This is a genomic window from Pseudomonas sp. D4-21 (assembly GCF_051132125.1).
GTDB lineage: Bacteria > Pseudomonadota > Gammaproteobacteria > Pseudomonadales > Pseudomonadaceae > Aquipseudomonas.
Window position 1 is genome coordinate 843,259 of sequence record NZ_CP071664.1, and the last position, 26,328, is coordinate 869,586.

General features: G+C 56.6%; 21 protein-coding genes and 2 pseudogenes. 7 read left to right on the forward strand and 16 right to left on the reverse strand.

What is annotated here, in order from left to right:
• Positions 1–3: 3 nt before the first annotated feature.
• The 7 genes and pseudogenes from J3Q04_RS03675 to J3Q04_RS03705 form a co-directional block, all read right to left on the reverse strand.
• Positions 4–1,017: pseudogene (locus J3Q04_RS03675) on the reverse strand (methyl-accepting chemotaxis protein); the annotation flags it as partial.
• 338 nt (positions 1,018–1,355) lie between these two features.
• On the reverse strand, positions 1,356–2,096 hold the full coding sequence (locus J3Q04_RS03680; protein ID WP_434560787.1) for an SDR family oxidoreductase: 741 nt from the start codon (positions 2,094–2,096) through the stop codon (positions 1,356–1,358).
• Positions 2,093–3,250, reverse strand: coding sequence for an alkene reductase (locus tag J3Q04_RS03685; protein WP_434607897.1), 1,158 nt, complete (start codon positions 3,248–3,250; stop codon positions 2,093–2,095). Before J3Q04_RS03685 ends, J3Q04_RS03680 begins: the two co-directional genes overlap by 4 nt.
• A 35-nt stretch (positions 3,251–3,285) precedes the next feature.
• The gene (locus tag J3Q04_RS03690; RefSeq protein WP_434607895.1) at positions 3,286–4,755 is read right to left on the reverse strand and encodes an NAD-dependent succinate-semialdehyde dehydrogenase; all 1,470 of its coding nucleotides are present in this window, start codon (positions 4,753–4,755) and stop codon (positions 3,286–3,288) included.
• A 93-nt stretch (positions 4,756–4,848) separates the two neighbouring features.
• Positions 4,849–5,532, reverse strand: coding sequence for a type 1 glutamine amidotransferase domain-containing protein (locus tag J3Q04_RS03695; RefSeq protein WP_420765626.1), 684 nt, complete (start codon positions 5,530–5,532; stop codon positions 4,849–4,851).
• A 318-nt stretch (positions 5,533–5,850) separates the two neighbouring features.
• A complete protein-coding gene (locus J3Q04_RS03700; RefSeq protein WP_420765625.1) occupies positions 5,851–6,453 on the reverse strand; it encodes a TetR/AcrR family transcriptional regulator in 603 nt (200 codons plus the stop codon).
• 184 nt (positions 6,454–6,637) lie between these two features.
• A pseudogene (locus tag J3Q04_RS03705) lies at positions 6,638–6,745 on the reverse strand (phosphonoacetaldehyde hydrolase); the annotation flags it as partial.
• On the opposite strand from J3Q04_RS03705, the gene J3Q04_RS03710 reads away from it, so the two are divergent.
• Positions 6,728–7,576, forward strand: coding sequence for a LysR substrate-binding domain-containing protein (locus tag J3Q04_RS03710; RefSeq protein WP_434607892.1), 849 nt, complete (start codon positions 6,728–6,730; stop codon positions 7,574–7,576). The pseudogene J3Q04_RS03705 and the gene J3Q04_RS03710 sit on opposite strands and share 18 nt — an antisense overlap.
• Positions 7,577–7,707: 131 nt before the next feature.
• Here the strand turns inward: J3Q04_RS03710 and J3Q04_RS03715 are convergent, their stop codons facing one another.
• Both J3Q04_RS03715 and J3Q04_RS03720 read right to left on the reverse strand, forming a co-directional pair.
• A complete protein-coding gene (locus J3Q04_RS03715; protein WP_434607890.1) occupies positions 7,708–8,589 on the reverse strand; it encodes an NmrA family NAD(P)-binding protein in 882 nt (293 codons plus the stop codon).
• A gap of 180 nt (positions 8,590–8,769) precedes the next feature.
• Positions 8,770–9,405 carry a glutathione S-transferase family protein gene (locus J3Q04_RS03720; RefSeq protein WP_434607888.1) on the reverse strand — a complete coding sequence of 212 codons (636 nt, stop codon included), beginning with the start codon at positions 9,403–9,405 and terminating at the stop codon, positions 8,770–8,772.
• A gap of 167 nt (positions 9,406–9,572) precedes the next feature.
• Here J3Q04_RS03720 and J3Q04_RS03725 point away from each other — a divergent pair, with 167 nt between their 5' ends.
• Positions 9,573–9,998: a MarR family winged helix-turn-helix transcriptional regulator gene (locus J3Q04_RS03725; RefSeq protein WP_434560767.1), complete on the forward strand. Its 426-nt coding sequence runs from the start codon at positions 9,573–9,575 to the stop codon at positions 9,996–9,998.
• A 66-nt stretch (positions 9,999–10,064) separates the two neighbouring features.
• Complete coding sequence (locus J3Q04_RS03730) at positions 10,065–10,613, forward strand: nuclear transport factor 2 family protein (RefSeq protein ID WP_434607884.1); 549 nt, start codon at positions 10,065–10,067, stop codon at positions 10,611–10,613.
• Between the two features lie 132 nt (positions 10,614–10,745).
• On the opposite strand, the gene J3Q04_RS03735 is transcribed toward J3Q04_RS03730, so the two are convergent.
• Positions 10,746–11,309 carry a TetR/AcrR family transcriptional regulator gene (locus J3Q04_RS03735; RefSeq protein ID WP_434560763.1) on the reverse strand — a complete coding sequence of 188 codons (564 nt, stop codon included), beginning with the start codon at positions 11,307–11,309 and terminating at the stop codon, positions 10,746–10,748.
• Positions 11,310–11,406: 97 nt separating this feature from the next.
• Between J3Q04_RS03735 and J3Q04_RS03740 the strand changes: the two genes are divergently transcribed.
• From J3Q04_RS03740 to J3Q04_RS03755, 4 genes are all read left to right on the forward strand, one after another.
• Positions 11,407–12,051: a glutathione S-transferase gene (locus J3Q04_RS03740; protein WP_434560761.1), complete on the forward strand. Its 645-nt coding sequence runs from the start codon at positions 11,407–11,409 to the stop codon at positions 12,049–12,051.
• Between the two features lie 72 nt (positions 12,052–12,123).
• Positions 12,124–13,092 (forward strand): alpha/beta fold hydrolase, encoded by a 969-nt coding sequence (locus J3Q04_RS03745; RefSeq protein WP_434607881.1) that lies wholly within the window; start codon positions 12,124–12,126, stop codon positions 13,090–13,092.
• 110 nt (positions 13,093–13,202) lie between these two features.
• Positions 13,203–14,204 carry a quinone oxidoreductase family protein gene (locus J3Q04_RS03750; protein WP_434607879.1) on the forward strand — a complete coding sequence of 334 codons (1,002 nt, stop codon included), beginning with the start codon at positions 13,203–13,205 and terminating at the stop codon, positions 14,202–14,204.
• A gap of 832 nt (positions 14,205–15,036) precedes the next feature.
• Positions 15,037–15,339 (forward strand): hypothetical protein, encoded by a 303-nt coding sequence (locus J3Q04_RS03755; protein WP_434607877.1) that lies wholly within the window; start codon positions 15,037–15,039, stop codon positions 15,337–15,339.
• Between the two features lie 405 nt (positions 15,340–15,744).
• Here J3Q04_RS03755 and J3Q04_RS03760 read toward each other — a convergent pair whose 3' ends face one another.
• From J3Q04_RS03760 to J3Q04_RS03785, 6 genes are all read right to left on the reverse strand, one after another.
• Positions 15,745–18,975, reverse strand: a complete 3,231-nt coding sequence (locus tag J3Q04_RS03760; RefSeq protein ID WP_434607875.1) for a type I restriction endonuclease subunit R — start codon at positions 18,973–18,975, stop codon at positions 15,745–15,747.
• The gene (locus J3Q04_RS03765) at positions 18,968–20,176 is read right to left on the reverse strand and encodes a restriction endonuclease subunit S (protein ID WP_434607873.1); all 1,209 of its coding nucleotides are present in this window, start codon (positions 20,174–20,176) and stop codon (positions 18,968–18,970) included. The genes J3Q04_RS03760 and J3Q04_RS03765 overlap by 8 nt, the downstream gene beginning before the upstream one ends.
• Positions 20,177–20,327: 151 nt before the next feature.
• Positions 20,328–22,406, reverse strand: a complete 2,079-nt coding sequence (locus J3Q04_RS03770; protein WP_324184416.1) for a type I restriction-modification system subunit M — start codon at positions 22,404–22,406, stop codon at positions 20,328–20,330.
• A 425-nt stretch (positions 22,407–22,831) separates the two neighbouring features.
• Entirely contained in the window at positions 22,832–23,107 is a 276-nt protein-coding gene (locus J3Q04_RS03775; protein WP_324184417.1) for a hypothetical protein, read from the reverse strand.
• A complete protein-coding gene (locus tag J3Q04_RS03780) occupies positions 23,104–24,084 on the reverse strand; it encodes an integrase domain-containing protein (RefSeq protein ID WP_434607869.1) in 981 nt (326 codons plus the stop codon). The genes J3Q04_RS03775 and J3Q04_RS03780 overlap by 4 nt, the downstream gene beginning before the upstream one ends.
• 944 nt (positions 24,085–25,028) lie before the next feature.
• On the reverse strand, positions 25,029–26,285 hold the full coding sequence (locus J3Q04_RS03785; RefSeq protein WP_434607867.1) for an integrase domain-containing protein: 1,257 nt from the start codon (positions 26,283–26,285) through the stop codon (positions 25,029–25,031).
• Positions 26,286–26,328 lie beyond the last annotated feature (43 nt).

Sequence of the window (26,328 nt, forward strand, 5' to 3'; positions counted from 1 at the left end):
ACGGGTAACGATAACGTTCTGCGACAGGTCGCCGCCGGCGATGCGCTCTACCACGGCGAGCGTTTCACGCAGCGGGCGAGTGATCTGGCGAGTGATGACCACGGCGGCAATGACGCCCACCAACAAGGCCAGCAAGGTGCTGACCAGTTGCAGCGTGCGGGCTTGGGCGCTTTCGTCGTCGCGACGGTCGAGTTGGATCTGGTACAGCTGCTCGCTCAGGGAGACGATGGCCGCGCCTTGGTCAGTCATTTCCTTGCGTGCCTGTACAACATCGGCCGTGGCCAATTTGAAAGCCTGTACGGCGCTGCGGTATTGGACCAGGGTCGACTCAAGCTGGCGCAGCTCACCTTGGCGGGTACTGGCGAAGTATTCATCGAGCGGCTTGAGCGACGCGATGGCGGCATCCAGTTGGGCGAAGGCCTTGCGTTCGGTATCGGCGTTGGGATTGGCGGTATAGCCGCGCACTTCATAACGAGCCAGCATGAACGCCTGCTTGGTCTGGGTAATGGCCTGGAACTGCTCAAAGCGTTCATCGCTGAGGGCCATTTGCTTGACGTCCGAATCGATTGCTTCGATCAGCTTGTAGGCCGTCTCGGCGTTTGCGCCCATGACCTCACGGGCGGAGTTGCCGGTACGGTAGGCGCTGCGCATTTTGTTCAGCGACACTTGATAGGCGTTGATGGTCGCATTCTGCTCTTTGAGCAGTTTGACGTTTGCAGGGCTTTTGAAACTGTTGAGCAGCGCATTCTGCTGCGCCAGGAAACCATCAAGGGTGGTCTGTACATTTTGCGCGGCGGTCTCGTCGCCGTTGGTCAGCATGTATTGCAGGCGCGTGACGCGTAGCTTGGTCAGGCCAGCGTTGAGCTGGGTGATGTCGCTCATCCAGTTGCTGCGGTCGATCAAGCCACCCAGGCTGGTCCAACTGGTCAGGGCCAGGAGACAAGTCAGTACCAGCACCAGGCCGAAGCCCAGGCCCAGTTTCATGTTGACGCTAATGTTGCCAAACCAGCTATTCATCAAATTCCTCCAGGAACGTTGCGCTGCTTGATCGTCGGTTGGCTGGAAGATTGTTGTTGTTAAGAGCCAGCAAAAACGTTTAACGGAGCTGTATCGGCGGCTGGTCCTGAATCTGAAAGTTTTTTTGTCGGGATGAGGAATGACAGGCAAAAAAAAGCCCGCGGGAGAGCGGGCTAAAACCTTAGTTTCTTGAATGAGCGAGGGGACTGTAACGGATCACATGAAGACCCGGGGTGAAGAAAAATTCATTCGATGCGGCTACGTATGTCCCGAGTACCGGTGGACGATCCGCACCTGAAGTCCTCTACGGTCAAGTCCCCTTTTGTCTTTCCCTTTTGTCAAAACTCCTGTTGAGTCGGACGGAGCACGATTTCGTTGATGTCCACATCGTTCGGCTGCTCGATCGCGAAAGCGATGGCACGAGCCACCGAGGCAGCCGGGATTGCTTTCTTGTAGAAGTCCAGCACGGTGTCTTTGGCTGTGCCGAAGGTGCTGTGCTTGAGGTCGCTGTCCACCGCGCCGGGTGCGATGGACGTCACGCGAACCTTGTCGCCTACTTCCTGGCGCAAGCCTTCGGAAATGGCGCTGACGGCGAACTTCGTTCCCGAGTACACCGTTCCACCGGGTGCAAAGACTTTCACTCCAGCCACGGAGCTCAGGTTGATGATGTGTCCGCTTTCCTGCGCGAGGAAACGTGGCAGCGCCGCTGCGATACCGTAGAGCGTGCCCTTGAGGTTGACGTCGATCATGGCGTCCCATTCATCGGTGTTGACCTCCGCCATGGGGCGAATCGGCATCAGTCCGGCGTTGTTGATCAGCACGTCGAGCTTGCCGAAGTCGGTCACGACCGCGGCGACCACGGCCTCGACCTGGCGTTTGTCGGTGACGTCGAGGGTGTAGGCTTTGGCCGCGCCACCCTGGCGAGCGATCCCGGCCACCACGGCCTCCAGTTTGTCAGTCCGCCGTGCGGCCACTGCCACCTTGGCGCCGCGTGCAGCCAGCAGGCGAGCGACTTCGGCGCCGATGCCGGTGCTGCCGCCGGTGATCAGGACGACTTTGCCTTCGATTCCTTCGTTCATGCCAATACCTCTTCTTTTACGTCAGATGTGGAGGGGCTGTACCGCGGGTAGTCGGTGAACCCTTGCTCGTTGCCGCCATACAGCCCAGCGGCGTTCAAGGTGTTCAGCGGCCAGCCGTTGGCGATGCGCTCAGGCAAGTCGGGGTTGGCAATGAAGGGACGACCGAACGCAACCAGGTCGGCCAGGCCCGCTTCGACCAGGCGTGCCGCGCGATCCGCAGTGTACAAACCGGCATAGATGATGCGACCGCTGAACGTGCGTCTGACCTCGCGACGAAACGCGTCGGGCAGGTCCGGCGCATTCGGCCAGTCGGCTTCGGCGATCGAGAGGTAGCCTACGCCTGCTTGCTCAAGCACCTTGATGGCCTCGATGTAGGTCTGGTGCGGATCTTCTTCGACAAAGCCGATGTACACCCGGTCTTCGTCGGTGCTGGTGAACAGCGGCGTGAAGCGCACCCCGACGCGTTCGGGCCCGACCACGGCGCTGACGGCTTGCACCACTTCGCGCAAGAAGCGCAGGCGGTTGTGCAGCGAGCCGCCGTATTCATCGGTGCGCTGGTTGGCATGGGTCGAGATGAACTGATTGACCAGATAGCCATTGGCCGAGTGGATTTCAATGCCGTCGAAGCCGGCGCTCAGGGCATTGCGTGCGGCCTGGGCATAGAGTTCGACCAGCGTCTTGATCTCGGCGACGCTCAATTCCCGAGGCATGGACGGTTCCACCAGAGTACCGGTGCCAGGGCCGGTTTCGATGAAGGCCTTGGCCTTTTGCGCCTGGATCGGCGACGGCGCGATGGGGGCGGCGTTGTTGGGCTGCAGTGCGTTGTGGGACACCCGGCCAACGTGCCAAAGCTGGGCGAAAATCACCCCGCCCTTGGCATGCACGGCGTCGGTCACGGTGCGCCAGCCATCGATCTGCGCCTGGCTGTAGATGCCTGGCGTCCAGGCATAACCTTTGCCCCGAGGCTCGATCTGGGTGCCTTCGCTGATGATCAGGCCGGCGCTGGCCCGTTGTTGGTAGTAGCGCGCCATCAGGGCCGTGGGAATGTCGCCGGGCTGTCCGCTGCGTTGGCGGGTGAGTGGCGGCATGACGATGCGGTTCTTCAGCGTGATGGAGCCCAACGAGGTGGGCTCGAACAACGAGCGATGTTCCATGATTCGATTCCTTGTCGCGTCAATGTCGGGTGGGCTTACAAACCACCGAGGCTGAGGTATTTGAGGTTGAGGTATTCATCCAGGCCATGAGTCGAGCCCTCGCGGCCGATACCGCTATCCTTGACCCCGCCGAAGGGCGCTTCGACGGTGGTGATGACCCCGGCGTTGATGCCGATCATGCCGCTCTGCAAGGCGCGGGAGACGCGGAAGGTGCGCGCCAGGTCGCGGGTAAAGAAGTACGCGGCCAGGCCGAACTCGGAGGCGTTGGCGGCGTCGATGCCTTCTTGTTCGGTGCTGAAGCGGAACAGCGCTGCCACGGGGCCGAAGGTCTCTTCCTGGGCGATGAGCATGTCGGCTGTGGCGTCAGCGATCACGGTGGGCTCATAAAACGTCGCGCCGAGCGCATGGCGTTTGCCACCCAGCAATACCCGACCGCCTTTGGCTTGGGCGTCTCGCACGTGCGCATCGACCTTGCTGACGGCGGCCTGGTTGATCAGCGGGCCTTGCTCGACGCTCTCATCGAAGCCGTTGCCGATTTTCAGCTGCCGGACCCGTGCCGTCAGGCGCTTAGCGAACTCGTCATAGATACCGTCCTGGACATAGAAGCGGTTGGTGCATACGCAGGTCTGGCCACTGTTGCGAAATTTTCCGGCGATGGCATTTTCGACGGCCAGGTCGAGGTCGGCGTCGTCGAAAATGATGGTCGGTGCGTTGCCGCCCAACTCCATCGACAATTTCTTCATGCTGTCGGCGGATTGCTTGTACAGCAGCTTGCCGACGCGGGTGGAACCGGTGAAGGTGATCTTGCGCACCAACGGGTTGGCGGACAGTTCGCCGCCCACCGCGGCACCGTCGCCTGTGACGACATTGACCACACCGGCGGGGATGCCCGCTTGCTGCGCCAACACACCATAGAGCAGGCCGGAGAACGGCGTGAATTCGGATGGTTTGATGACGATGGTGCAGCCGGCCGCCAGCGCCGGAGCGACTTTGCGCGAGAGCATGGAGAAGGGGAAGTTCCACGGCGAGATCGCTCCCACCACGCCGACGGGCTCGCGGGTGACCAGGATCTGCCGGTCTTTCCAAGGCGAGGGAATGATCTCGCCATTGATGCGCCGCGCCTCTTCGGCAAACCACTGAATGTAGTCGGCGCCCAGTTTCATTTCGTTGCGCGCTTCGGCCAGCGGCTTGCCTTGTTCGAGCGTCAGCATGCTGGCGAGGATGTCGAGGTTGTCGCGTACCAACTGCGCCATGCGATTGAGCAGAATGGCGCGCTCTGCCGCGGTGGTCAGTGACCAGGATGCGAACGCTGCCTGTGCGGCGTCGATGGCGCGGCGTGTTTCAACAGCGCCGCTCCAAGGGATCTGGCCGATCTGGCTCTCGGTGGCTGGGTCGTTTACCGCGAAGTGGCTGGCGTCATCCGCTGCCACCCACAGGCCGTCGATATAGTTGGCTTCTTTCAGCCAGCCAGCGTCTTTGATCTGCTGCAAGTTGAACGCAGTCATAAGTGTCTCCAGGAATGTGAGGGCTTTTGCCGATGGCGTCGGGGGATGTCGTAGAGTGCGGGAGACCTGCGGCGTCTCCCGCCCAAGGCTTGATCAGGCGTTGTTCAGCAGCTCTGTCAGGACCTTCGCGGCTTCGCTGGACGAGCCGGGGTTCTGGCCGGTGATCAGCAGGCCGTCGCGAACCACGTAGGAGGCCCAGTCCGGGCCTTTCGAGTACAGGCCGCCGTTGGCCTTGAGCATGTCCTCGACCAGGAAGGGCACGACGTGGGTCAGGCCGACTGCCTCTTCTTCGGAATTGGTGAAACCGGCAACTTGCTTGCCTTCGACCAAGGGTGTGCCGTCAGCCTTCTTTACATGGCGCAGGACGCCCGGGGCATGGCACACCAAGGCAGCGGGCTTGCCGGCGGCGATGAAGGACTCGATCAACTGGATCGAGACCGGGTCTTCTGCCAGATCCCACAGCGGGCCGTGGCCGCCTGGGTAGAAAACCGCATCGAAATCGGCAGGCGATACGCTGTCCAGGCGCACGGTGTTGGCGAGCAGCGCTGTGGCTACGGCATCGGTTTCGAAGCGGCGGGTCAGGTCTGTCTGGAAGGACGGCTCGTTGCTCTTCGGATCGAGCGGTGGCTGGCCACCCGCTGGGGACGCCAGGACGATCTCGGCGTTGGCGCCCAGGAAGGTGTAATAAGGCGCTGCCAGCTCTTCGAGCCAAAAACCGGTTTTGCGGCCGGTATCGCCAAGGGTGTCGTGTGAGGTCAGAACCATGAGAATTTTCATTTTGTGCTTCCTTTTTTCAGTTGGGTCGTGAGGTCACGACAAATCGTTAAATTAGACCGGTCGTCTAGTTGGTTGACGGCGAACGATCATTGGTTGACTGGCTAAGGCTGTAGTTCTTTGTTCCCAGAGGTGAACGTGCTGCTACGGTATTTGAAATTAGACCGGTCGTCTAGTAACTTTTTGAAATTTTTTACGGCTGCTATTCAGGGGCTGCAAGTGAGCGTAGGAAGAATCGTAGAAACGTCGGGGAAAAAGCGGCGAGGGATGACGCGAGCAGTGCGACGCCGTGACGGGCGCTACACCGCTCATGCCGGTGTATCAGGACAGGTTGAGAAGCTGGCGAGTCGTGGACATCGCCGTCTCGAAGGGTTGGACGCTCTTGGTGATCTTCACCATGACGCTAGCGCCGACCCAAAGTTGATAGAGGCTCTGCGCAACCTCGTGGGGAGTACCGCTGATGGTCAATGAGCCCTCGGCCAAGCCGGACTCGATCCCACTCGCCAGGCGATCGATGATTCCTGACGTACCGCGATTAAGCACTGCACGCATGGCCTCGGAAAGGTCAGCGACTTCCACGCCCAGCTTCACCGCCAGGCACTTGCCCTGGCAATCATGAAAGGACTGGGTGTCCTGCCAGATGCGGAAATAGTCCAGCAGACGCTGCGCCATCGTCAGGCCCGGCTGGGCGAGGGTCCGGTCGATATCGTCGAGATAAGTCTCGAAATAGTTCTCGAGCAGGGCCTCGCCAAACGCGTCCTTGGAGCCAAAGTAGTGATAGAACGAGCCCTTCGGCACACCGGCAGTCGCCAGGATCTCGTTCAGACCCACCGCGGTATAACCTTTGGCGGCCATGATTCTTTGGCCCACATCAAGGATGCCTTGGCGGACGTCGGATGTTTCGCGGATCTTTAGAGTATTCATGGGGGCGATGCTAATCGTTTCTAGTCGATCGGTCTACTAGTGGGAGATGGATGCCACTGCTTCCTGGGTAATGAAATGGAAGGCACAAAAAAGACGCCTTTTGGGCGTCTTTTTTGTTGGGCTGCGCCAGGGTCGGCGCGCCTGATAGGGCAATTGACGATGCCAACTGCCCGGGAACAGGAACTCAGGTGTTTTGAGGCATTTCGCCTCTCGACAGGCGTGCATTGATGTCATCGATCACTGCCGGAAACTCCGCGATGGTGTCGATCAAGTAGTGCGGGCGCGAAGCTTCAGCGCGGGGGCACGATCACTTGGGCTTAGCCAACCGACGGTCACCACGCAGATACAGGCGTTGGAGCGCTTGCATAACCTGGAGTTGTTCCACCGCCGTGGGCGCCGCGCCGAGCTGTCGACGGTTGGCCGCCAACTGCTGCCTATCGCCCAGCAGTTGATGGCCCTTGAAGCCGAAGCGCATGGCTTATTGCGTGACTCCGGGACAATGGTCAGGGGACAGTTGCGACTGGGGGCGGTTGGCCCGTTTCACGTCATCGAAATGGTCGATGCTTATCGTCGCGAGTTCCCCCAGGTAGAGCTGTCGATCCGGGTGGGCAACTCGGCCTCGGTGTTGGCGGACTTGGAAAACTACGTAACAGACATCGGAGTCCTCGCAGGCCTGCATGAAGATCCGTCGTTCCACTCCACGCTCTATGCCCGGCACCGGGTAATCGTGTTTGCTCATCACCAGCATCCGCTGGCACAGCGCGATGTCGTACGCCTGGAAGAACTACAGGGGCAGCCGATGTTACGCCGCGAGCAAGGCTCGACGACACGCCTGGCATTTGAGCGGGCGCTGGCCGAACGGGACGTGACGCCGCGTATGGTCATGGAGATCGGTAGTCGAGAGGCACTACGGGAAGCAGTCGCCAGGGGCATCGGCCTGGGTGTTGTGTCCGAGGCCGAGTACATCCCAGGTGCAAACCTCAAAGCCATTCGTATCGAAGGGGATCCGGTGCATACAGAGACGTACCTTTACTGCCTCGCCGAACGCCGCAGCCAGGTCATCGAGACGTTCCTGGCCTGTGCAAACCAGGCCCGGCTCAAACGTCCGGACGGAGCTCAGTGACTCGTCACCTGAGGCGGATAGTTGGTGAATGCACATCTGGGGATACTTGCCTTGGGACATGTGACACCCGGAGGCAGGTTGGCTTCCGGGTGTCTGGCTACAGCATCGCTTATCGCAATTCGACAAGGACTTTATCTGCTGAACAGTTCCTTGTGTAAGGTCACGAACGCTTGAACAGTCATCGGTGGCTGTCCCGTGATTTCGCCAATAATGGAATCCTCACCGGCGAACACACCCTGCTGGTAGTCCTTGGCAACTTCCAGCAGATGCTGAATGAGGAAAGGCTGTAAGCCGTCGCTCTGCAACTCCTGGCGGTACTGATCCAGTGTTATCGCCACGTATTTGATGTCACGACCTAATACTCTGCCGACTTCGTCAGCTACGGCCTGTTGGTTCAGTTCCACCGGACCGTACAACGGGTACGTCCTGCCCTTGTGGGGCTGCGGGTTTTCCAGGATGGCAGCGATCAGCCGAGCCTGATCCTCTGCTGCGATCGGCGCGTGACGACCTGAACCAAACGGCAGGCGAATCTCGCTGTGTTCAACAATGTGTTTTCGCCAGTGCGGGTAGATCAGCCATTGTGCAAAGTAAGTGGGCCGCAAGTGGGTCATATCCAGGCCCGACCAGTCAAACACTCGCTCGGCTGTGTAGTGGTTGAGGGCTGCGTGACTCTTGGCCACGCGACGTGCCGAAATTTGAGACATGTTTACAACTGACTCTACCCCGGCTTCTCTAGCAGCGAGAGCGAAGTGGGCAGTCGCTTCGATCAAGCCAGGTGCGATTGGGTAAACGAAATAAGCTCGCTTGATGCCTTCAAGCGCTGCTCGAACTGCGTTCAAGTCCAGCAGGTCTGCGACCACAACATCGGCACCCAGTTGGCGCAATCTGTCCGCTCGTTCATCGTTCGTGCGGACCAGCGCACGTACCGCGTATTTTTTCTCACGCAATATCTCAACGGTTCTCCGGCCGGTAAAACCGCTGGCGCCGGTAATGAGGATAGTGGGACTCGTCATCGTTTTCTCTCTCTTAGGTTCCAACCGAATATGTCGCTGGAAATTATTATTGCCGTAATATAATTAGATTATGACAATAATCATTGTCAACGAATAATTCAGCTCGGGGAAATCAGCGGTACCTTAGGGGGGAGGTGGCGTTGTTGCAGGAGGCGAAAATCAAGACATGGCGCTGAACGATTATTTTCGCAACGACGGCGCAGATTCAAACGCCTGCAAACCCAGCCTCACTGCGGGCCGGGTTTCTATCAACGCCAGCCAGCGTGTCATACGGGGCAGTTTTTCCCAGTCAACTTGGCCGTGCACCGATCTTGCAAACGTAAACGCCGAAATATCGGCCATTGAGAAGAAGTCGCCCGCCATGTACTCACCTTCAAGGAAAGCTTCCGCCATCAGCAGGTGCTCCAGCGCTCTTCGATCCAGTGGCGCAGAGGCGTCTTGTTGCCCTGTCTGGCGCAGGAAAAAAGCGCTGTGGCTAGGAGCGATAACATCAGTAACGAAGAAATAAAACCGGTCATAAACCCTATATCGTTGAGCGCTCGGTCTTTCGGGCGACAGCCGACCAGGCGCCTGCTCGTCAGCGTATTGAATAATTGCGTTCGATTGATTGATGACTAGGGCGGGGGAAACGCTGTGATCGGCAAACGTCGGAACCTTACCTAACGGGTTAAGCGCCAGATATTCCGGGGCACGCTGATCGCCCGAGCGCAGATCAAGGCACCTCGGGGTAAATTCTATGCCCGCTTCAGCAAGGGCGATCGCAGCTCGAATACTGTTTCCCGTTGACGCGCCGTAGAGTTCTCGTGTTTCGGACATAAATTTCCCAGCCTCGTAAATTAGGTTTGCGAATGCCGCGAACACGGGCGATCTGGGGCCGTTGCGACAGTTTTACCGACCTTTCTGAGTTTCGTTGGCACCGCGCAAGTCTCGGTGTCTCAATATTTGTACTTGACTGGTGTGTATATGCACATATTATGGGCGTCATGAAAAGCCCCCATGATGCCGACCTTTGTCATTGTCTCGCCGCAAGACGCCATGCGCGTCTGCTCACCCGCCTCTACGACCGGCATCTGGCTGCTGCGAGCCTCACTGTCTCGCAATTTTCCGTTCTTGCACTGATCAATGAACATCCCGGGATCATGATCGCCGAACTGGCGGAGGTGATGGTCATGGAACGAACGACGTTGGTTCGGGCATTGAAGCCGCTGCAGAGCGAAGGTTATGTCGCTAGCCATGCCGAAGGGCCGCGATCTGCCATCAGACTCTCGCTGTCAGCGCAAGGACGAGCGAAGTTCAAGGAGGCTGAACCTCATTGGAAAGCTGCGCAGCTTGAGCGTGAGGATCAAATCGGTGAGGCCGCAGCTGTGCAGATTCGTAACTCGCTTCTTGAGCAAACCGGTGGCAAATGAAATTTTTTTTGCGCGTTAGATGTGCAATTGCACATATAATTTCCTACCTGAAATGAGGAAGTACTCATGAAAGCTTTTCCGAGAATTTCGTCCCAGAGTGGCGTCGATACAGCGGAGCGAATCAGCGCGATCGACTTCGTGAACAGGGTCAATTGGTGGTTTGAGACTTGGGATGTTGAGGCCATGGTCGATGCATTTCTACCGGACGCCGTCGCCTACCACTTCCATGGCACCATTCGTGGGCACGATGAGATCCGACAGTTTTTCGAGAAGGACTACCCATACCTGATCCCAGGGGTCAGCCGACACGCTACCAATCACATCGTTGATGTCGATGAGGATGGAGTAGTGGTGCGATATCAGAATTTGCTTGTGCGCTACGCCACGCCAGAGTTGGCAGCGATGCTGGGAGATGGGCAGGCCATTGATAGTCCCGGTGATTTGCCAGGCATCTGGCTGTACTCGCCCATGATGGATCGCTTGCGTCGAACTGAACACGGCTGGAAAATCTTCGAACGATTCATAGGCGGTTCAACCATCAACACAGAGCTCAACCCACCGACAACTGATCCTGCTGAACTTGCCGCGTATATGCCTCAGCTGAAGCAAGCGTAACAATCATCGTCGAACTGGATGATGCCGGCGTCGTTAGTCACTGATCGATTTTCATTGCGGTACCTGCAGCGATTGCTCGCGTCGCTGCAGGTATGGCGCCTCAATCAAGGCGTGTCGACAAAACAGCGAACCTTAAGGCAATAGACCTGCCGAGCGATACGTCTCGATTGTCTTGTCAAAAACGCTAATGTCATCACGCCCCCGAGCGATCAACTGAGCTCCTTCCACCGCCGCATAGATCGCCAGTGCCTGATGTTGTCGTTCCTCGAGGCTCAACTGTGGCCGGCAAACAGACAACACTTCCGTCAACCAGCGCACATTCAGTTCGGTAAAGCCGTCGACCTCTGTCCTCACCTCGGGTGGTAAGTCATCGTATTCGGCAGCCATGATCCCGCACAGGCACATGCGATTGTCATTGACCAGTGCCATGCGAAATACGTCGGTGTAACCCTTCATCCACACATTCAGATCTTCGGAATGGGCGCGTAGACCATCAAGGTACTCAAGACCATCCTCGGTGTAACGTTTGGCCAAAGCCGCACCCAAGTCACCTTTGGTAGGGAAGTGGTAGTGAATGCTCGCGCTCTTGATGCCGACCTCTTTGGCCAGTTCACGAAAGCTCAAGCCGTTGTAGCCTCGGGTCTGCACCATTTTTCGGGCAGCCGCCATGATCATTTCTCGCGTATCCGTCGTCACAACTTTACCTTTCTATCGATAGATAGACGTTGACAGTGAAAATACTCTTGCCGTAGCTTATACCTATCGATAGGTAGATAGATAGTATGGAGCTCGTATGAAGATTTTTGATATTCCTGGTTTTCCTAACCCGCTGCGCATTCGTATCGTTCTGGCCGAAAAAGGCCTGGGCTCGCAAATAGAGTTCATCAAGATCGACCTGCCCGCAGCGGAACACAAGCAACCCGCGTTCCTGGCGATCAACCCTCTGGGGACCGTCCCAGTTCTGCAATTGGATGACGGCACCAACATTTCCGAATGTACCGCAATCACCGAGTATCTGGACAATCTGGACGGCAACCCGATTCTCACCGGCAAGACGCCGAAGGAAAAGGCCATTATCCACATGATGCAAAAGCGCGCGGAGTCCGAACTGGCGGATCCGGTCGGGTTTTACTTCCACCACGCCACGCCGGGGCTCGGTGCCGCACTTCAGCCATACAAGAGTCCTGAATGGGAAGGTCGTATCGAATGGGGTAACCGTCAACGCAACAAAGCGGTGGCTGGGATGCACTACTTCGATCAAGTGTTGCGTAGCCAGCCCTATATCGCTGGCGAGCATTTTTCCATGGCCGACATCACGGTATTTGCCGGGCTTATTTTCGCCGGTTTCGCGAGTATTGCCATTCCCGATCAATGCAGCGCGCTGTTGGCATGGCAGACAAACGTGCAGCAACGTCCAAGTGTAAAAAATCCGGCCTGATCCTGCTCCGTCCCGACCGGCAATCAGTCAGGACGGACCCTAAACCAACTCGTCTTTGTCAGGTATTTCTACATGACCGTTCTCAACACCCGATGGGCGTTGCGCCATACCCTGGCCATCGTCGCGCTGACGGCTACGTGCTCGACACTGACCGTTCAGGCAAGCACCACCCCCGCAGACAAAGCTGCTCAAAGCTACACCCATCAAACCGCTCCTACGCGGTTCATCGAAGTCGACGGCGTGCGCCTGGCATATCGTCGCTTCGGCAAACCCAGTGGCGTGCCACTGGTATTTCTCCAGCATTTCGTTGGCAACCTGGACAGCTGGGATCCTAAAGTCATCGACGGTTTTGCCCGTGATCGGGAAATTATCCTCTTCGACAATGCCGGCGTCGCCAGTTCCGGCGGTGAAGTGCCGAACACTATCGAAGGCATGGCCAAATATGCCGCCGGCCTGCTCCAGGCACTGAACGTGAAAAAGGCTGACTTGCTGGGCTTTTCCATGGGCAGTCTGATCGCACAGCAAGTGACGCTTGATCATCCGAACCTCGTACGTCGCCTGATTCTGGTTGGCTCATCACCTCGCGGTGGAGTTGGTATGGAATCGCTGACGCCGGAATTCCAGGGCTATCTGGTAAAAAAACGAGCCGTACCGGATGAACTGCTGCTGGACGTTTTCTTTACCCAGACCGCTGAAAGCCAGGCCGCCGGACATGAGTTCCTTACCCGTCTGCGCTCACGTAAGGTCAATCGCGATGTCGATGTCGATAGCAAGACTGCACCCGCACAAGCAGCCGCCATCGCGGCCTGGGGAGTACCGGCCGACAACGCCGATGATTATCTGAAAGGCATCAAGCAACCGACGTTAATAGTCGCCGGTAGCCATGACATTGTCTTCTATACGGCCAATGACGTGACCTTGCAGCAGACTTTGCCCAACGCCCAACTGGTGATCTACCCGGATTCAAACCATGGCGCGATCTATCAATACCCGGATCTGTTTTTGAGACACGCCACGCTGTTTCTCAATGGGGTGAAATAGCCGAAACAATGCTGTGGCGATTTGCTCGGCAGCACATACCGCGCCTCCGATCAGCCTCCAAGTCAGGCCTGCGTTCACAGATCTGACGTGCTAAGAATCCAGGACCTCAGATGATGAAAGCGATTCAGTTCCGTAGCTTCGGCGGGCCCGAAGTACTCGACTACGTCGACTTGCCAACGCCCACGCCGGGGGCCGGAGAGGTGTTGATAGACACCTCTGCGATCGGGGTGAATTTTCCAGATATTCGTGAGCGGTTGGGCATGTATAACCGGCCCGAAACACGCGTTGGAGGTGTCACGCTGCCGCATGTCGCCGGACTTCAGGTCGTCGGACGCGTTTCGCAAAGAGGGGAGGGCGTTGACCCTGGCATTGTCGGGCGCAAGGTCATGGCCTTGATGCCTAAAGGCGCATACGCACAACAGGCTATTGCTCGTGCTGACATGCTGGTAACGCTGGATGAGTCAGCAAACGACGTCGCCATGGCGGGTTTACCTTGTCAGGGAGTGACTGCGTTTCTAGCTCTACGCACATGCGCGCATTTACAGTCTGGTGAAAGCGTTTTGATTCAGGGCGCCGCCGGGGGGGTTGGCAGTCTGGCTGTGCAGATTGCTAAAGCCATGGGCGCAAAGACGGTTTTCGGTACGGCCAGCACTGAAAGCCGACGCGCATTCGTGCGCGGTCTTGGGGCCGACTATGCCATTAGCTACGACACTCCTCAGTGGCCGGAACGCGTGCTTGAGCTGACCGAGGGGCGTGGAGTTGATGTGATCCTCGAAACCATCGGCAGCGAGGTATTCGATCAGAACTTTGAGTGTCTCGCCATGCTGGGACGTTGTGTGGTGGTGGGCTCCACGCGGGGGCCAGGCAAGGCGTTGCCGCCTCGTCGGTTAATGGCCAAAGCGCAAACGTTGGCCGGCATGTACCTGCCGGCATTCTTCCAGCGCCCAACATTGATTCGCGAGGCTTTGCAGTTCCTCGCTGATGGCGTTACAGATGGATTGATCAGACCAGTCATCGGCGCGACGTTACCCTTGAGCGAAACGGGGCTGGCGCACGCGTTATTGGAGCGAAGGGAAGTTCAAGGCGTCATTGTGCTGGACCCGAACCTCTAATATTGGAACGTCGATTCCCCCGAATTTTCCTGTGGGCTGGTGTCGCGAGAACGTCCGGGGCGGCCATGCGACGTCAGCTGATATTTACTATCGATTCATCACTGTCGCTGGCAAGGAATGTTTTATCGGGAGGGCCGGCGTTCCTCATAAACCAACCACTCTGCTACTTCATGGTTTTGCGCCGTCTTTGCACGCGTTTCGCGGCCTGATCCCTGAGCTAGCACCCTATTTTTCAGGTGCTGGCCCCTGATTACCTCGGTATGGCAAACAGCGCTATCTCCACAGCAACATCGCCGACACCGCTTACTTTCGACACGCTAGGTCAATCTGATGAGGGTGTTAGGAATCGAAGCCGCGGTAATCTGCGCGTCTGATTTTTTGAGCCGTAGCTCCTGACTCGGAGCTGTCGATCGTCACCATCGCCCCGAGGACGTAATCGTTGTCTTTCGCCTTGACCTGTGGTTGGAAAGGCGGGGGGCTGGAGCCGGCATGAAAGCACCTCTCACAATAAAAGCCGGCATTCTCGGGCTTTCAGTTTCTGATTGGGCCGCCGATACATTGACCACTCATTTCAAATGGATGTAATCGGATGGTCATGTACTTGCTCCTGTCGGGGCTCGGCTTAATGGTTGCTATGCAGCTGGCCATTTTCTGCGTTGCCATAAAAAATTCGTTACCCCAGGCCATGCTCTGCTTAGTCATACCTTTTTACGTGTATGTCTATGCGAAGAAAGATTTACAAGCGAAGGTGTTCCTCTGGGGATGGTATTCGGGAGTTGTTTTGCTCATCGCGGGGGTCGTGGCCTCAGCTTAAAGATATCTCAACCTATCCATGAGCCTCGGCATTGCCGGGGCTTTTTCGTTTTCGGCTCCACCACCCCTTTTGCCCCGAATCCAGCGGGAGCAGGCAAGAGTCCCGGCGCTTTTGCCTTCTAGACCGTCCTTTCAGCCTTTCTTTCACGACCGCGAAATCAAAAACCAGGAGTTGCGTGATGAGGGCACCGCCACGCTCGCCGGCCGTGGTCGCAAACCCAAGGCAACAGTCAAAAAACCACTCGCCGGAAATCCCGACAAGCGTGTGCTGAACACGGATGTGCCGCAGTTTCCTACCGGTCACGAACATCGCACCTATTGAGGCAAAAAAGGCAGCTGCGTTGAAAGCTAAGTGTCTGATTGGTTAGCTTGTTTGGGCCGGGGTAATCTGAAACAAGTCGGTATCTATATGTTTTTTCTAGTTAATAATTTATTGGTCATCTTGCTTGGAATACCAGTTGGAACGCTGCGTGGTCTGGATTCCGATGGACGGTGCTTTTTGAGCTCCGCCCCACAAACAAATCGGGCTCGAATCTATCGGGCAAATGGTCGCGCTGTTAATCGTTGCCCCTGCGTATACGGTGTCCCACTCGCGGGTACAGGGGCCCCAAGCAAACGATACCGTCATTGATTGCGGTGTTTGCGAAACCGACTCTCGAAGTACTGCGCAGTCTCTTTGTCGGTGCAGTACGGTGAATCGGCCTCTGGCTTCCCGAGATACGAAATTTTATGCCGCCCACTTCCTGCCATGACTCGCGTAATCGAGTATCAGCTCGAATACGTTGTTGCACTTTTCCTTGAAGATCGCCCGGTTATAGCTGTCTGGCAGGTTGTTATCGAGTACTTGCTCAACGACTGTGCGGACGATGCGCTGGGTCTGGCCATCCTTGAACCAATCTTGCACCAAGACCTTGGGCTGGCCATCTAGCAAGCGTTGCAGGAGCGACTTGGCAGCCAGCTTAACCTTCTGAGTTTCATCTTGGGTCATGCTGTCCTTCTTCAGTAGGTCGAACAGTTCCAGTTCATCCTCACTCAGCCCTTCGCGAATATGCCGGTCGTCTTCGGCACTCAGGGCTTCCAGATAACGCAGCAGCTCTTCGTGGTAATCCTCCGTGGCCGACCCGCCAGCATTGTAACGATCGATGATTTCCTGCAGGCGCTGAGCGAAGTCGCTGCGAGTTTTATTCACAGCCATCATCTGCGCTATCTTCTGCTCCAGAAAGCCACGCAGATCGGCGATCTCGATGTTTTTGTATACAGTCTGTTTGAACTCTTCCCGCAGCTTGTCGAAGTCGATCTTGCTCAGGTCCCAGGTGCGGCCCTTGCGCACGATCTGGTAAGCGCCTTGTGGTTCTTGTTGATGAAAGGCTTCGGCATTATCCACCACTACGCTTTCATCTAGAAGTTCGTCGATGCGCCGTGTTACTCGGTTGATATCTACCTGTTCGACTAGGCTGTCAATCACTCCACGCAGGTAATCGAAAGCTGCCACCACCCGCACTAATTGGTTACCGAGGATTTCCGGTTTGCACGCCTCGTACAGGGCTAGGATGGTGTTCTGGTAGACGTTGAAGGTTTTCCGCCACTCTTCGTTGCCGAGCAGGATGTCGGCGAACTCGTTGAAACGACCGAGGTTCTTGAAGATCTCCTTACGACCCAACACTTCTTCCAAATTGATCGCACGCTCGCGGCAATAATCTAGGCCTTCGGCAATGGCATCTTCCAGTAGACCACGCAATACACTTTTATCTTGCACAGGCGGTTTGTCGGTACCTTCTTCGCCCTGGGCATAGTCCTTTAAGGCCTGCTTCATATTGCGGAAGACGTTGTAATAATCGACGATTTCTCCGTTGCTTTTGGGGATGCCATTTATCTGGTGCGAGGTTACCCGATTGGCGCGGGCGATGGTCTGCATCAGGGTGTGCCCCTTCATCGGCTTGTCGAGGTACAGTGTCGAAACGGTCGGCGCATCGAAGCCGGTCAGCCACATGGCACAGACGAACACCAGCTGCAGCGGATGCTCGGGGTCTTTGAAGTTGTGCTCGATATCATGGCCGTGCTCGTCTAGCGCATTGATACGCTGGCGATGGCGGAGGGCCTCCAAGCCCTGCTGCTTGAACTTCTCCTCCTCGCCAGCTTCCTCGCTGATTACCACCGCCATCTGCACACCATGCATATAGGCGACGATTTTTTTCAGCCGAGCCTTTTCCACCTCGTTGGGGGTTTCTTTGATCCTCTTGCGTAGGGCTTTCAGTTCTTCCTTCCACAGCCGCTGCACCTTGTCGTACAGCTTTACCGCCGTGAACTTGTCCACGGCGATGACGATTCCCTTGCCCAAATAACCCCGGCGCGGGAAGTGGTAGACGATGTCGCGAGCGATTGTCTCCATGCGGTCGTCACGTTTGATAACCTGTATTTCCTGGGAAAACTGGCGCTCGAGCTTTTCCTGCTGCGCCTCGTCGAGGTTTTCCTCTTCGAGAATCTGATAGAACTCCTCGCTAAGGTCGTCGTTCTGGATCAGCACCTCGGGCACACGCTTCTGGTAGAACAACGGCACGGTGGCACCGTCGTCCATCGATTGTTGGAAGTTGTATTCGGATACGTAATCGCCAAACCACTGATTGGTCTTGCGTTCGCGACCCAGCAGCGGCGTGCCGGTAAAGGCGACGAAGTTGGCCTGGGGCAGGCCGGCGCGCATGTTTTCCGCCAGGCTCTTGTACTGGGTACGGTGTGCTTCGTCGACGATCACCACGATATCGTCACGCGGCGATAGCAGCGGGTAGGTCTTGCCTTTGTCGTAGCGGAATTTTTGGATCAGGGTGAACACCAGTCGCTTGCTCTGGCCGAGAAAGGCGCGCAACTCTTCGCTGTTTTTAGGCCGAGCGGCTTCGTGGTGCTGCACCGTGCCAGTGTTGAGAAAGTTGCGGAAGATTTGTCCATCGAGGTCGTCACGGTCGGTTACCACCAGAAAGGTGAAATGCCCCGGTAGTTTGCGCAGAATCTTGCGCGCATAGAAAATCATCGAAAAGCTCTTGCCTGAGCCTTGGGTGTGCCAGAACACCCCGAGTTTGCCGCGCAGCACCTTGCGCTGCTGGAAGCGCGCGAAGGCGCGGTTGACGCCGATAAACTGGTGGTTCTGGGCGATGATCTTCTGCGTCTGCTTGTGGAACAGCACGTAGTTTTCCACGTAGTCCAGCAGCAACTCGGGGGCGAGCAGGCCGCTGATCACTCGCTCGATGCTGGTGCCCTGCTCCTTGATCTGTGCGCGGTCGAGCTTTTCTTTCTCGTCGTCCACCCGTAACCAACTGAAAAAATGCTCCCACTCTGCGGTCAAGCTGCCGACGCGGGTTTCCAGGGCATTGCTGAGTACGCAGAAAGCGTTGGTAAGAAACAGTTGCGGGATAGTCTGCCGGTAACGCACCAAGTTGTCGTCGTAGGCATTGCGCACGGGGATATTGGAGTTTTTCAGCTCGATAAATACCAACGGTATACCGTTCACATAAAGCAGAACATCGGGGCGCAGATATTTGTCATTAATCCCTTTGATCCATAGCTGAGTCACAGCGAGAAAATCATTGTTGCTCGCCTCTGCGAAGTCGATCAGTCGCAGCTGCTCCTGTTGCCATTGGTCGTTCTGCTGGTAACGCACGGCGATGCCGTCACGCAGCAACGCATCCAGCTCGCGGTTGGCGGCCACTGGAGTCATGGCCTGACGGCGCTCGGCGAACTGTGCCAGGGCCAACTCCCGCGCCGCCTCGGGTATATGCGGATTAAGCCGCCGAGCGGCTGCCTGCAATCTGTCGCCGAGAATCACTTCGCGCTTGTCATGGCGACCGGAGCCATCCTGCACTTCACCGGGCTGCGCGGTCATGCAATTGAGCACTTCATAACCGTATAGCTCGTGCAGCCGCTCCAGCAGAGTGCGCTCGATATCGTCCTCGGTAAACAGATTAGGCATGGGCGATTTCCTGTTGGGTCGCGTCGACCTCGCGCATGCTAGGTGGAAAGTGGATATCCAGTTGATCGACGGAGAGTTTGCCAGAGATTAGGCGGGTAAGCAGCGCGTTGCGTGATTTTTGAAGGCTACTGCAAGCTTCGACCAATTTATCTTTCTGATTGAAGAGCACAGACACATGCTTGTCGAACGCTTGCTGTAGTGGCTTATCAGGCACAGCAATTGAAATTCCATTGAGATGATTTCTGTTCAAGGACGGAACTCCGGCGCCGGAATTGAATGAAGCTAATCCCATGTTTTTCAGCGTGAAGTAAATTAGATATGGCGAGTTACCATAAAACTTTTGCACATAAAGCGCCGTGTTCAATGGCCAAGCACGTTCGTTAACAAATAAAACCGTGCCCAAACTTCCTGAGCGACCGGTACAAATTACTGGTGGCTCCACTTTAAATTGGTTGTGGTAAGCCTTAATCGAGGTTGACGCGATGATAGGGAAGTCTCCATCTTCTATCTGTGCGTCTGGAAGGTCGTACCCACGTTTAAGACCGCAAAACTCACCAAATTTTTTCATTTTCCAAGTGCTTGGTATACCTTTCTCAAATCTAGTCTGTTGATATCCAGGAAAGCGAAAGCGCACGAACCATTCGCGATAGAGCTCTTCGGCCGCTTGCGCCAGAAGCCCGATACGGCGACGGTTGTTATCGATTAAATCGTCGTAGGTGGAGAGGGCTGCGGCGATTTTCTTCTGCAGCTCAAGTTTGGGGCGGCGGACTTTAATATTTTCAAATACGGATTTCGGGACAATTGGAGTATCAATGCCGGAGTTATACGAAAAAATTATCGGCTCGTAGGTTCGTAGCAGATAATATACAAATCTGTAGTTATGCTCCTCGTTAGGTACAACTGTATTTATCTGCTGATTAGTGATGCATGGCTGAATCGTTATTCCCATCTTCCCGAAGGCAAAGCTCAGGCTGGTGAACATGACCGAGTTTTGCGGAATGACCTGGCCTTTGAATTTCTCCAAGGCGCTCGCGGTTATTTTTGTTTCGGTTTCAGAAACAAAACAGCTGTCTCGTGTCAGGTCTTTCGGCGATACAAAAAGCTCATCGCCTCCGTAGTATTCCTGACTTGCGGTTGGCGGTGTCTTACCCGTAACCACACGTCCCAGCTGTTTGATGGGAATAACATTCCAGTCACTCATAAAAGCCATTCCTAATTATGCCCCGACTCATCATCCAACCGTCCCTCTGTCTCCGACATCATTTTCACTGCAGCCGTACGCCGGCGCTCGATCAAGTCATTCTTCATCGGTAACGCTCCTTTTGGGTACGATCTAAGACTGGCAGTCGCACTCAGGCCTCGCCAGTCAGTTGGAGGATGTTATGGGCTATCACTGCTTCCAGCTCTCGGGCTTCGCCATTGAGGTGGGCCAGCTCGTCGTTCATTGCCAGCATACCTTCGATAAATTCCTCTTCGGTCTTTCCGTCTTCCTCGATGACCACGCCGACATAGCGACCGGGGTTGAGCGAGTAATCCTGCTCTTTCACTTCTTCCAACGTGGCCAACTTGCACAGGCCAGTGACGTCTTCATACTTTGCGGCGGGAAAACGCTCTTGCAGCCATTGGATATGCTGGAAGCAGCTTTCCGCGCCTTTTACTTCTTCACGAAGTTTTTCCAAAGCAGTTTTCAGCACTTTTGTTTCGCGATCAGTGCTGCCGCGCTTGCCTTCGGCCCTGGCCGCTTCGACTATGCGCTTTTCGTGCTGGCGCACGGCCTTGTCCAGACGTTTCAGGTTGGCATGCAGGCCGGCGAAGAAAGGATCGAAGGTTTCGCGCAGGGCATGCTGGGCCTGGTTCTTAACATCCACCTCGGCATCGTCCAGGTGTCGGGCTAGGTAGGTGACATAGGCATCCTGCAGAGGCTTCAGCTCGACCCACTGTTCGCGTAGGTCTAGCACCGCTGCACGGCCTTCGGCTTCTTGCAGCATATCTAGCAATTGATCGGACAATGGCTGGATATGCGGCTGATTTTCCACGAGGCGCGCCACGCCAGCGGCAAAGTAATTGTTGATCAAACGCACGAACTCATCACGCTGGCCGCGATTCAACTTGCTGATGATAGCGATGTTCTGCAATTGCTCGTCGTTGAGTTCTCGCAGGGAGCGGGTGAGCTGGGTGAATATGTTACGTGCGTCGATAAACAGAATGCGTTCGTCCTGCTTAGCCTTGTCGAAAAACCACAGTGTGGCCGGCAGGGTGACGGTATAGAACAGGTTCGACGGCAAGCTGAGCATGGCGTAGATCAGGTTATTTTCGATAAGCGTCTTGCGAATCTCGGCCTCAGAATGGCGGGCGTCGGAGGCCGAGTTTGCCATCACCAATGCGGCGCGACCCTTGGGAGTGAGTGAGGTGGCGAAGAGGTTGATCCACAGGTAGTTTCCGTTGGGTACGGTCTCTTTGCCCTCTTCGCCCTTCTTGGCTTTGGATTTATTGCGCGGGATGCCGTAGGTGTTGAAGCGGCGGTCGTTTTCCACTGTGGCCAAGGATACGTCGTCGACGTTGAACGGCGGATTGGCCATCACGTAATCGAACTGGCCGAAGCTGTTGTGCGGATCTTCGTAGTAACTATTGGCCTGCATGATGGTGCCGCGCAAGCCGTTGACCGCCAGGTTCATCTTGGCCAGCTTGACGGTTTCCAGGGTCTTTTCCTGGCCGTAGACGTAGATATGGCCGTCGTTCCCGGGATGGGCATCGGCACGGTGCTGCTCGATAAACTGCGCGGACTGCACAAACATACCCGCCGAACCGCAGGCAGGGTCATAAACCTTGCCGCCGTGGGGCTCGATGATTTCCACCATCAACTTGACCACCGAGCGTGGGGTGAAGAACTCACCGCCGCCCTGGCCTTCGGAGAGGGCGAACTCGGCGAGGAAGTATTCGTAGATCTGGCCAAAAATATCGCCAGTGGCATCCTGTGGAATGTCGTTGAAGGTACGTAGCAGTTCCTTGGGGATGCCCTTGTTCTGCGCAGAGCGGGTGAGGCGGAAGTATTCATCCTGAGGCAGCACGCCCTGCAGTTCGGGCTTGTACTCCTCGATGGCCTTCATCGCCTCATTGATGGCCTTGGCGATGTCCTTGCTATCTTCTAGGTTGAGCAAGTAGTCGTAACGGGCGTGGTTGGGCAGGTAGAAACCGCACTTCTCGATGGCGATATCGGCTAGGGATTTCTCTAGACGGGTGTCCTTGTAGGCGAGGAAGTCGCGGTGAATGGCCTCCTCATGCTGCTTGAACTTGTTGTCCGCGAATTTTAGGAAGATCAGACCCAGAACCGGGGTGGAGTATTCGCTGGCCTTGAGGTCGGAGTTGGCGCGCAGGTTGTCAGCGGCGCGCCAGAGGTCGGCTTCGAGTTTCTGTAGCTGCTCTTTGGTCATGGGTTCTGCTTAAGGGATTCAAGGGGGCTACGCATTATGAACAGGAGTATTCCAAGTTCCGAGACCGTGCGCCAGCCAAAACGCGCCATTGCATTATTCAATCATGAGCTAACGCAGGAAGGGGGGGGCGAGGTAATCGGGCGCGTATCGCTTCTGGCTTTGGTGTCACCTCCCGGCGTCCGCTCGTGGCCGATTCTGTTGAAAAAGTCGGTTCTTCCAGGCTACCCCCATGCTGACCGCTGAAAACGCCTTGCTTGCGCATCGCTACGCGTAAGCTGAGCCGAGAATCCCCAGCTCAAGGTCCTGATTTCAATCTTACGCGCGTACTTTTCTGGCGAGAAAACCATGGCCGACTTCTTCAACAGAATCGGCCGTTTGCTGCTCTCCACGGAAGGCATCTATGGATCGACTGCAGCCGGTCTCACTCAGAGATTAAAAACCCATGATTTTTGTAGACGACGAGCGAGCAGTCGCACGGTCAGCAAATAGTAATACCGCGTCGCCTCGCTGCGACGATTTAGGCGATGCTCAAGAAACCAAGCCACATGCTTTTTCTGCCAAGCCCAAGGCGTCTGTCGCTGCCAGCGCTCTGATATTTCAGCTTGGATGATTCTCGCCTGCCGCAAATGGCGTTGCTGTGTGGTGTGTGATCCGGTCAGCACGCCAGCCAAAAATAATCCCATATCGAATGGCTTACTCATGTGCGTCTTCCAACGTAGGCGGCGGCCACATCGATCCGACCGTGTCCCAGCTCATAGCTGATTTGCCTCCGGGCCTCACGATCAAGATATCGATCTATCTGGCGACACTCATCGACATTGATTGGCGCGCGGTGTTGGGTGATTTTTTCATAGCGCTCACATGCGTACGCCGCTCGCAGCTCATGGAAGCCTTTGAGGTTGTGTGCATGCAGGATTTCCCGCGCAGGGCGGATGATTTTTTGCAGAATGTTCAGGTAGCTCTCGCAAGGCGCAATGAGGTTGCGGCTACCCGCAGGCAACACCTGGCGTGCAAACCCAAGTGCACCTCGAACATGATCGTCCACCGCAATCCAACGTGGCGCCGAGGCACCGGCGCGGCCGCCTTTGGTGCCATCCTGGATGTTGATCCTGCCTAGGTCGTTTGCCTCACGGCTTAGCCGTGGCAGGTCAGCCAAGATGGCCTCACGCAAGCGCATGCCAGTGGCTCGTGCCAACAAAACGATCGCAGCGGCTCGTAGCTGATGATGGCGGCAAAGCGCATCGACGATCAGGTTAACCTGTTCGCGGTCTTGGCCCTGAGGCACCGATTGTCGAACCCCGGTGCGCTTCATACCCAACGCCTTGCACGGACTTGGCAACTTCACACACTGATCGCCGCGAAGCGCCGCCATGGTCCTGTTAACGCTGGATAGCCGGTTTTGTGCAGTGCTGATGGCGAGGTCACCGCACGCTACAATGTCGCGCAGATACGCCGCATAGTCGGCCAACACCTTCCGATCAATCTGCCGCGCATCATTGATACCGGGTCCCTGTTCGGAGCGGCACCACTTCACGAATGCCTGCCACCGATCACAGTGTGCCTTGACCGTGCCGTAGTGGCCGCCGGCGAACATGTCTTTCAGCGCCAGCGGCCCTGCATAGCTCAATTGTCTGCCGTAGCCAAAATTACGGCCGTCGCGCCTACCCACTAATGCCATGTCGATCACCTCATCGCCCGTTTTCCGATCCTCGCCCCACGTCATCCCGCCAAGAATGCTGAGTGTTATCAGGGATCAAGGCCCCTGCGACCTGTGGGGATGTCATCTAACGCGGGACTGGCGGCTCCTTACGTCCGGGAGCAAGGGCATCTCATGATCTGGCCTCCTGAGCACCGTTACCGGTGGGCGGGTGGAGACTGCATTGGCTGACGAGACCAGTGCCGCGAGATCCTGAGCCAGGTGCAAGCAGCAATGTGATGACCGGGGCATGCCTGACTGTCAGTCAGGTGCAGTCCATTCCCTGGTCTGCGGCACCATCATCTACAGGGCTGTTGCAGGTGACATCGGCGTTTGTCACGCCGATTGTCACGAGGGGAGTTGCCGCAAAGCCATGTGCGATGACGGCTGCAGCAGTGGTAGAAGTGCCCGTCTCTTTCCAGAAGAAAGAGACGGGCACAGGTTGGCGCAAAATTCGGCCAAGCGGATAGATTGCTGCAGGGCAGCACACTAGGGTGTAGCTGGCGCACGAGGGCCATGAGATTAGAGAGCATCCATCACCGGGGAGGTGACCGGGCGAGCTGCCGGATGCGAATCGCCCTTGGGGAGAACCACCGCGCGAACGGCGTGACCTTGAAGGTTCGGGTCACCTGGGGTGCTGTCATCGACAGCGCTTGCACGGCCATTTCTACGCCTATGGATAAACCCGGTCAAGGGTCGAAGTTCATCGCTATTTGGGACGTGAAAAGCATTTATCCACCAGTGGAATTCCCTGGCAAATTCCGGACAACGTCGTGGCTTTTAGCTCTTCAAAGTATGGTCCATCCAAACAGGGCGGCTTTGCAGCCCTGTTTGGACGGACCCGCGCTTAGAAGCGGATAAGCGAGGTTGCTTGCCCAGAATCCCAAGCGCTCAGTTGTTGCTGCCGTTATTGCGGCTGTACGGCGCTAGCGGATCGGCACCACGTTCTTGTCTCTGACTTTGCCGTATGTCGAGGCAAGCAGGCTGCCGGTGGCGGCTTTCTGGATGTACTCACTCCACCACGCCATCATCGGACGCCGGCGCTCGATGTAGTCGGCTCGGTTGTAGGCGCTGCGCACCTCATCCTTGTCGACATGCGCCAGTGCGACCTCAATGAGCTCCGGGTCCCACCCATGCTCATTCAAGATGGTGCTGGCCATCGAGCGCATGCCGTGGCTGACCAACCGGTCCTGGAACCCCATGCGTTTCAACGCCATGTTGGCGGTCTGGCTATTGGCGTGAGTGCGCGGATTTCTGTCTGCCGGGAAGACGTATTCGCGATGGCTGCTGTGAGTCTTCAGTGACTCCAACAGTGCGACAGCGTGATCACTCAACGGGATGCTGTGTGGGCGGCGCTTCTTCATCCGCTCCGGAGGGATAGTCCAGATACGCCTTTCAAAGTCGATGTCTGCCCAGCGAGTAGTTGCCGCCTCGGCAGGGCGAGTCATGGTGTGCAACTGCCATTCGATCAGGCAGCGGGTCGTGCGTTTGATACTGGCGTTCGCGATCTCCAGCATGAGCTCCGGGAGCTCTTCTGGCGGAAGCGCAGCCATGTTCTCTTTCTTGGGCTTCTTGAATACTGCCCTGATGCCGGTGAGTGGGTTGGCGAAGATCAGGCCGGAGTTGACGCCGTAGGTCATGATCTCGTTTAGCCGCTGGCTGAGACGCTTGACCGTCTCCAGGCTGCCTTTCGCTTCGATTGGGCGAAGCAATCCGATCACCATCGGTGCGGTGATTTTCGCGAGTGGTGTCGTCCTCAAGTCCGGGAGCACGTGCAGCGTGAGCGACCGCCAAATGTCCTCGGCATAGGCCGGGCTGACCGAGTCTTTCTTGAGCTCGAACCAGGCGGTGGCCACGTTCTCGAAGGTGTGTTCTGTTTCTGCGCGCTTCGCTTCATTTAGCGTATTACGCTGCACCTTGGGATCGATGCCCTGGGCGAGCAGCTCGCGCGCGTCGACTGCCTTCTTTCGTGCGTTCGCCAGTGACAGTTCGGGGTAGGTCCCGAAGCCGATGTTGATGCGCTTTTTGGTCACCGGTTCGCGGTAGTTGAAATTCCACAGTAACGAGCCGTTGCTGCGTACGCGGAGCTGCAAACCGTCACCGTCCGTGAGGACGTAATCCTTAGACGCGGGTTTGACTCCCTTGAGCTGTCGATCGGAGAGACGGAGGTTTTGAGCAGGCATGAGATTCTCCTCAGGCACTGATTCGGTATTCCAAAGATTAGCA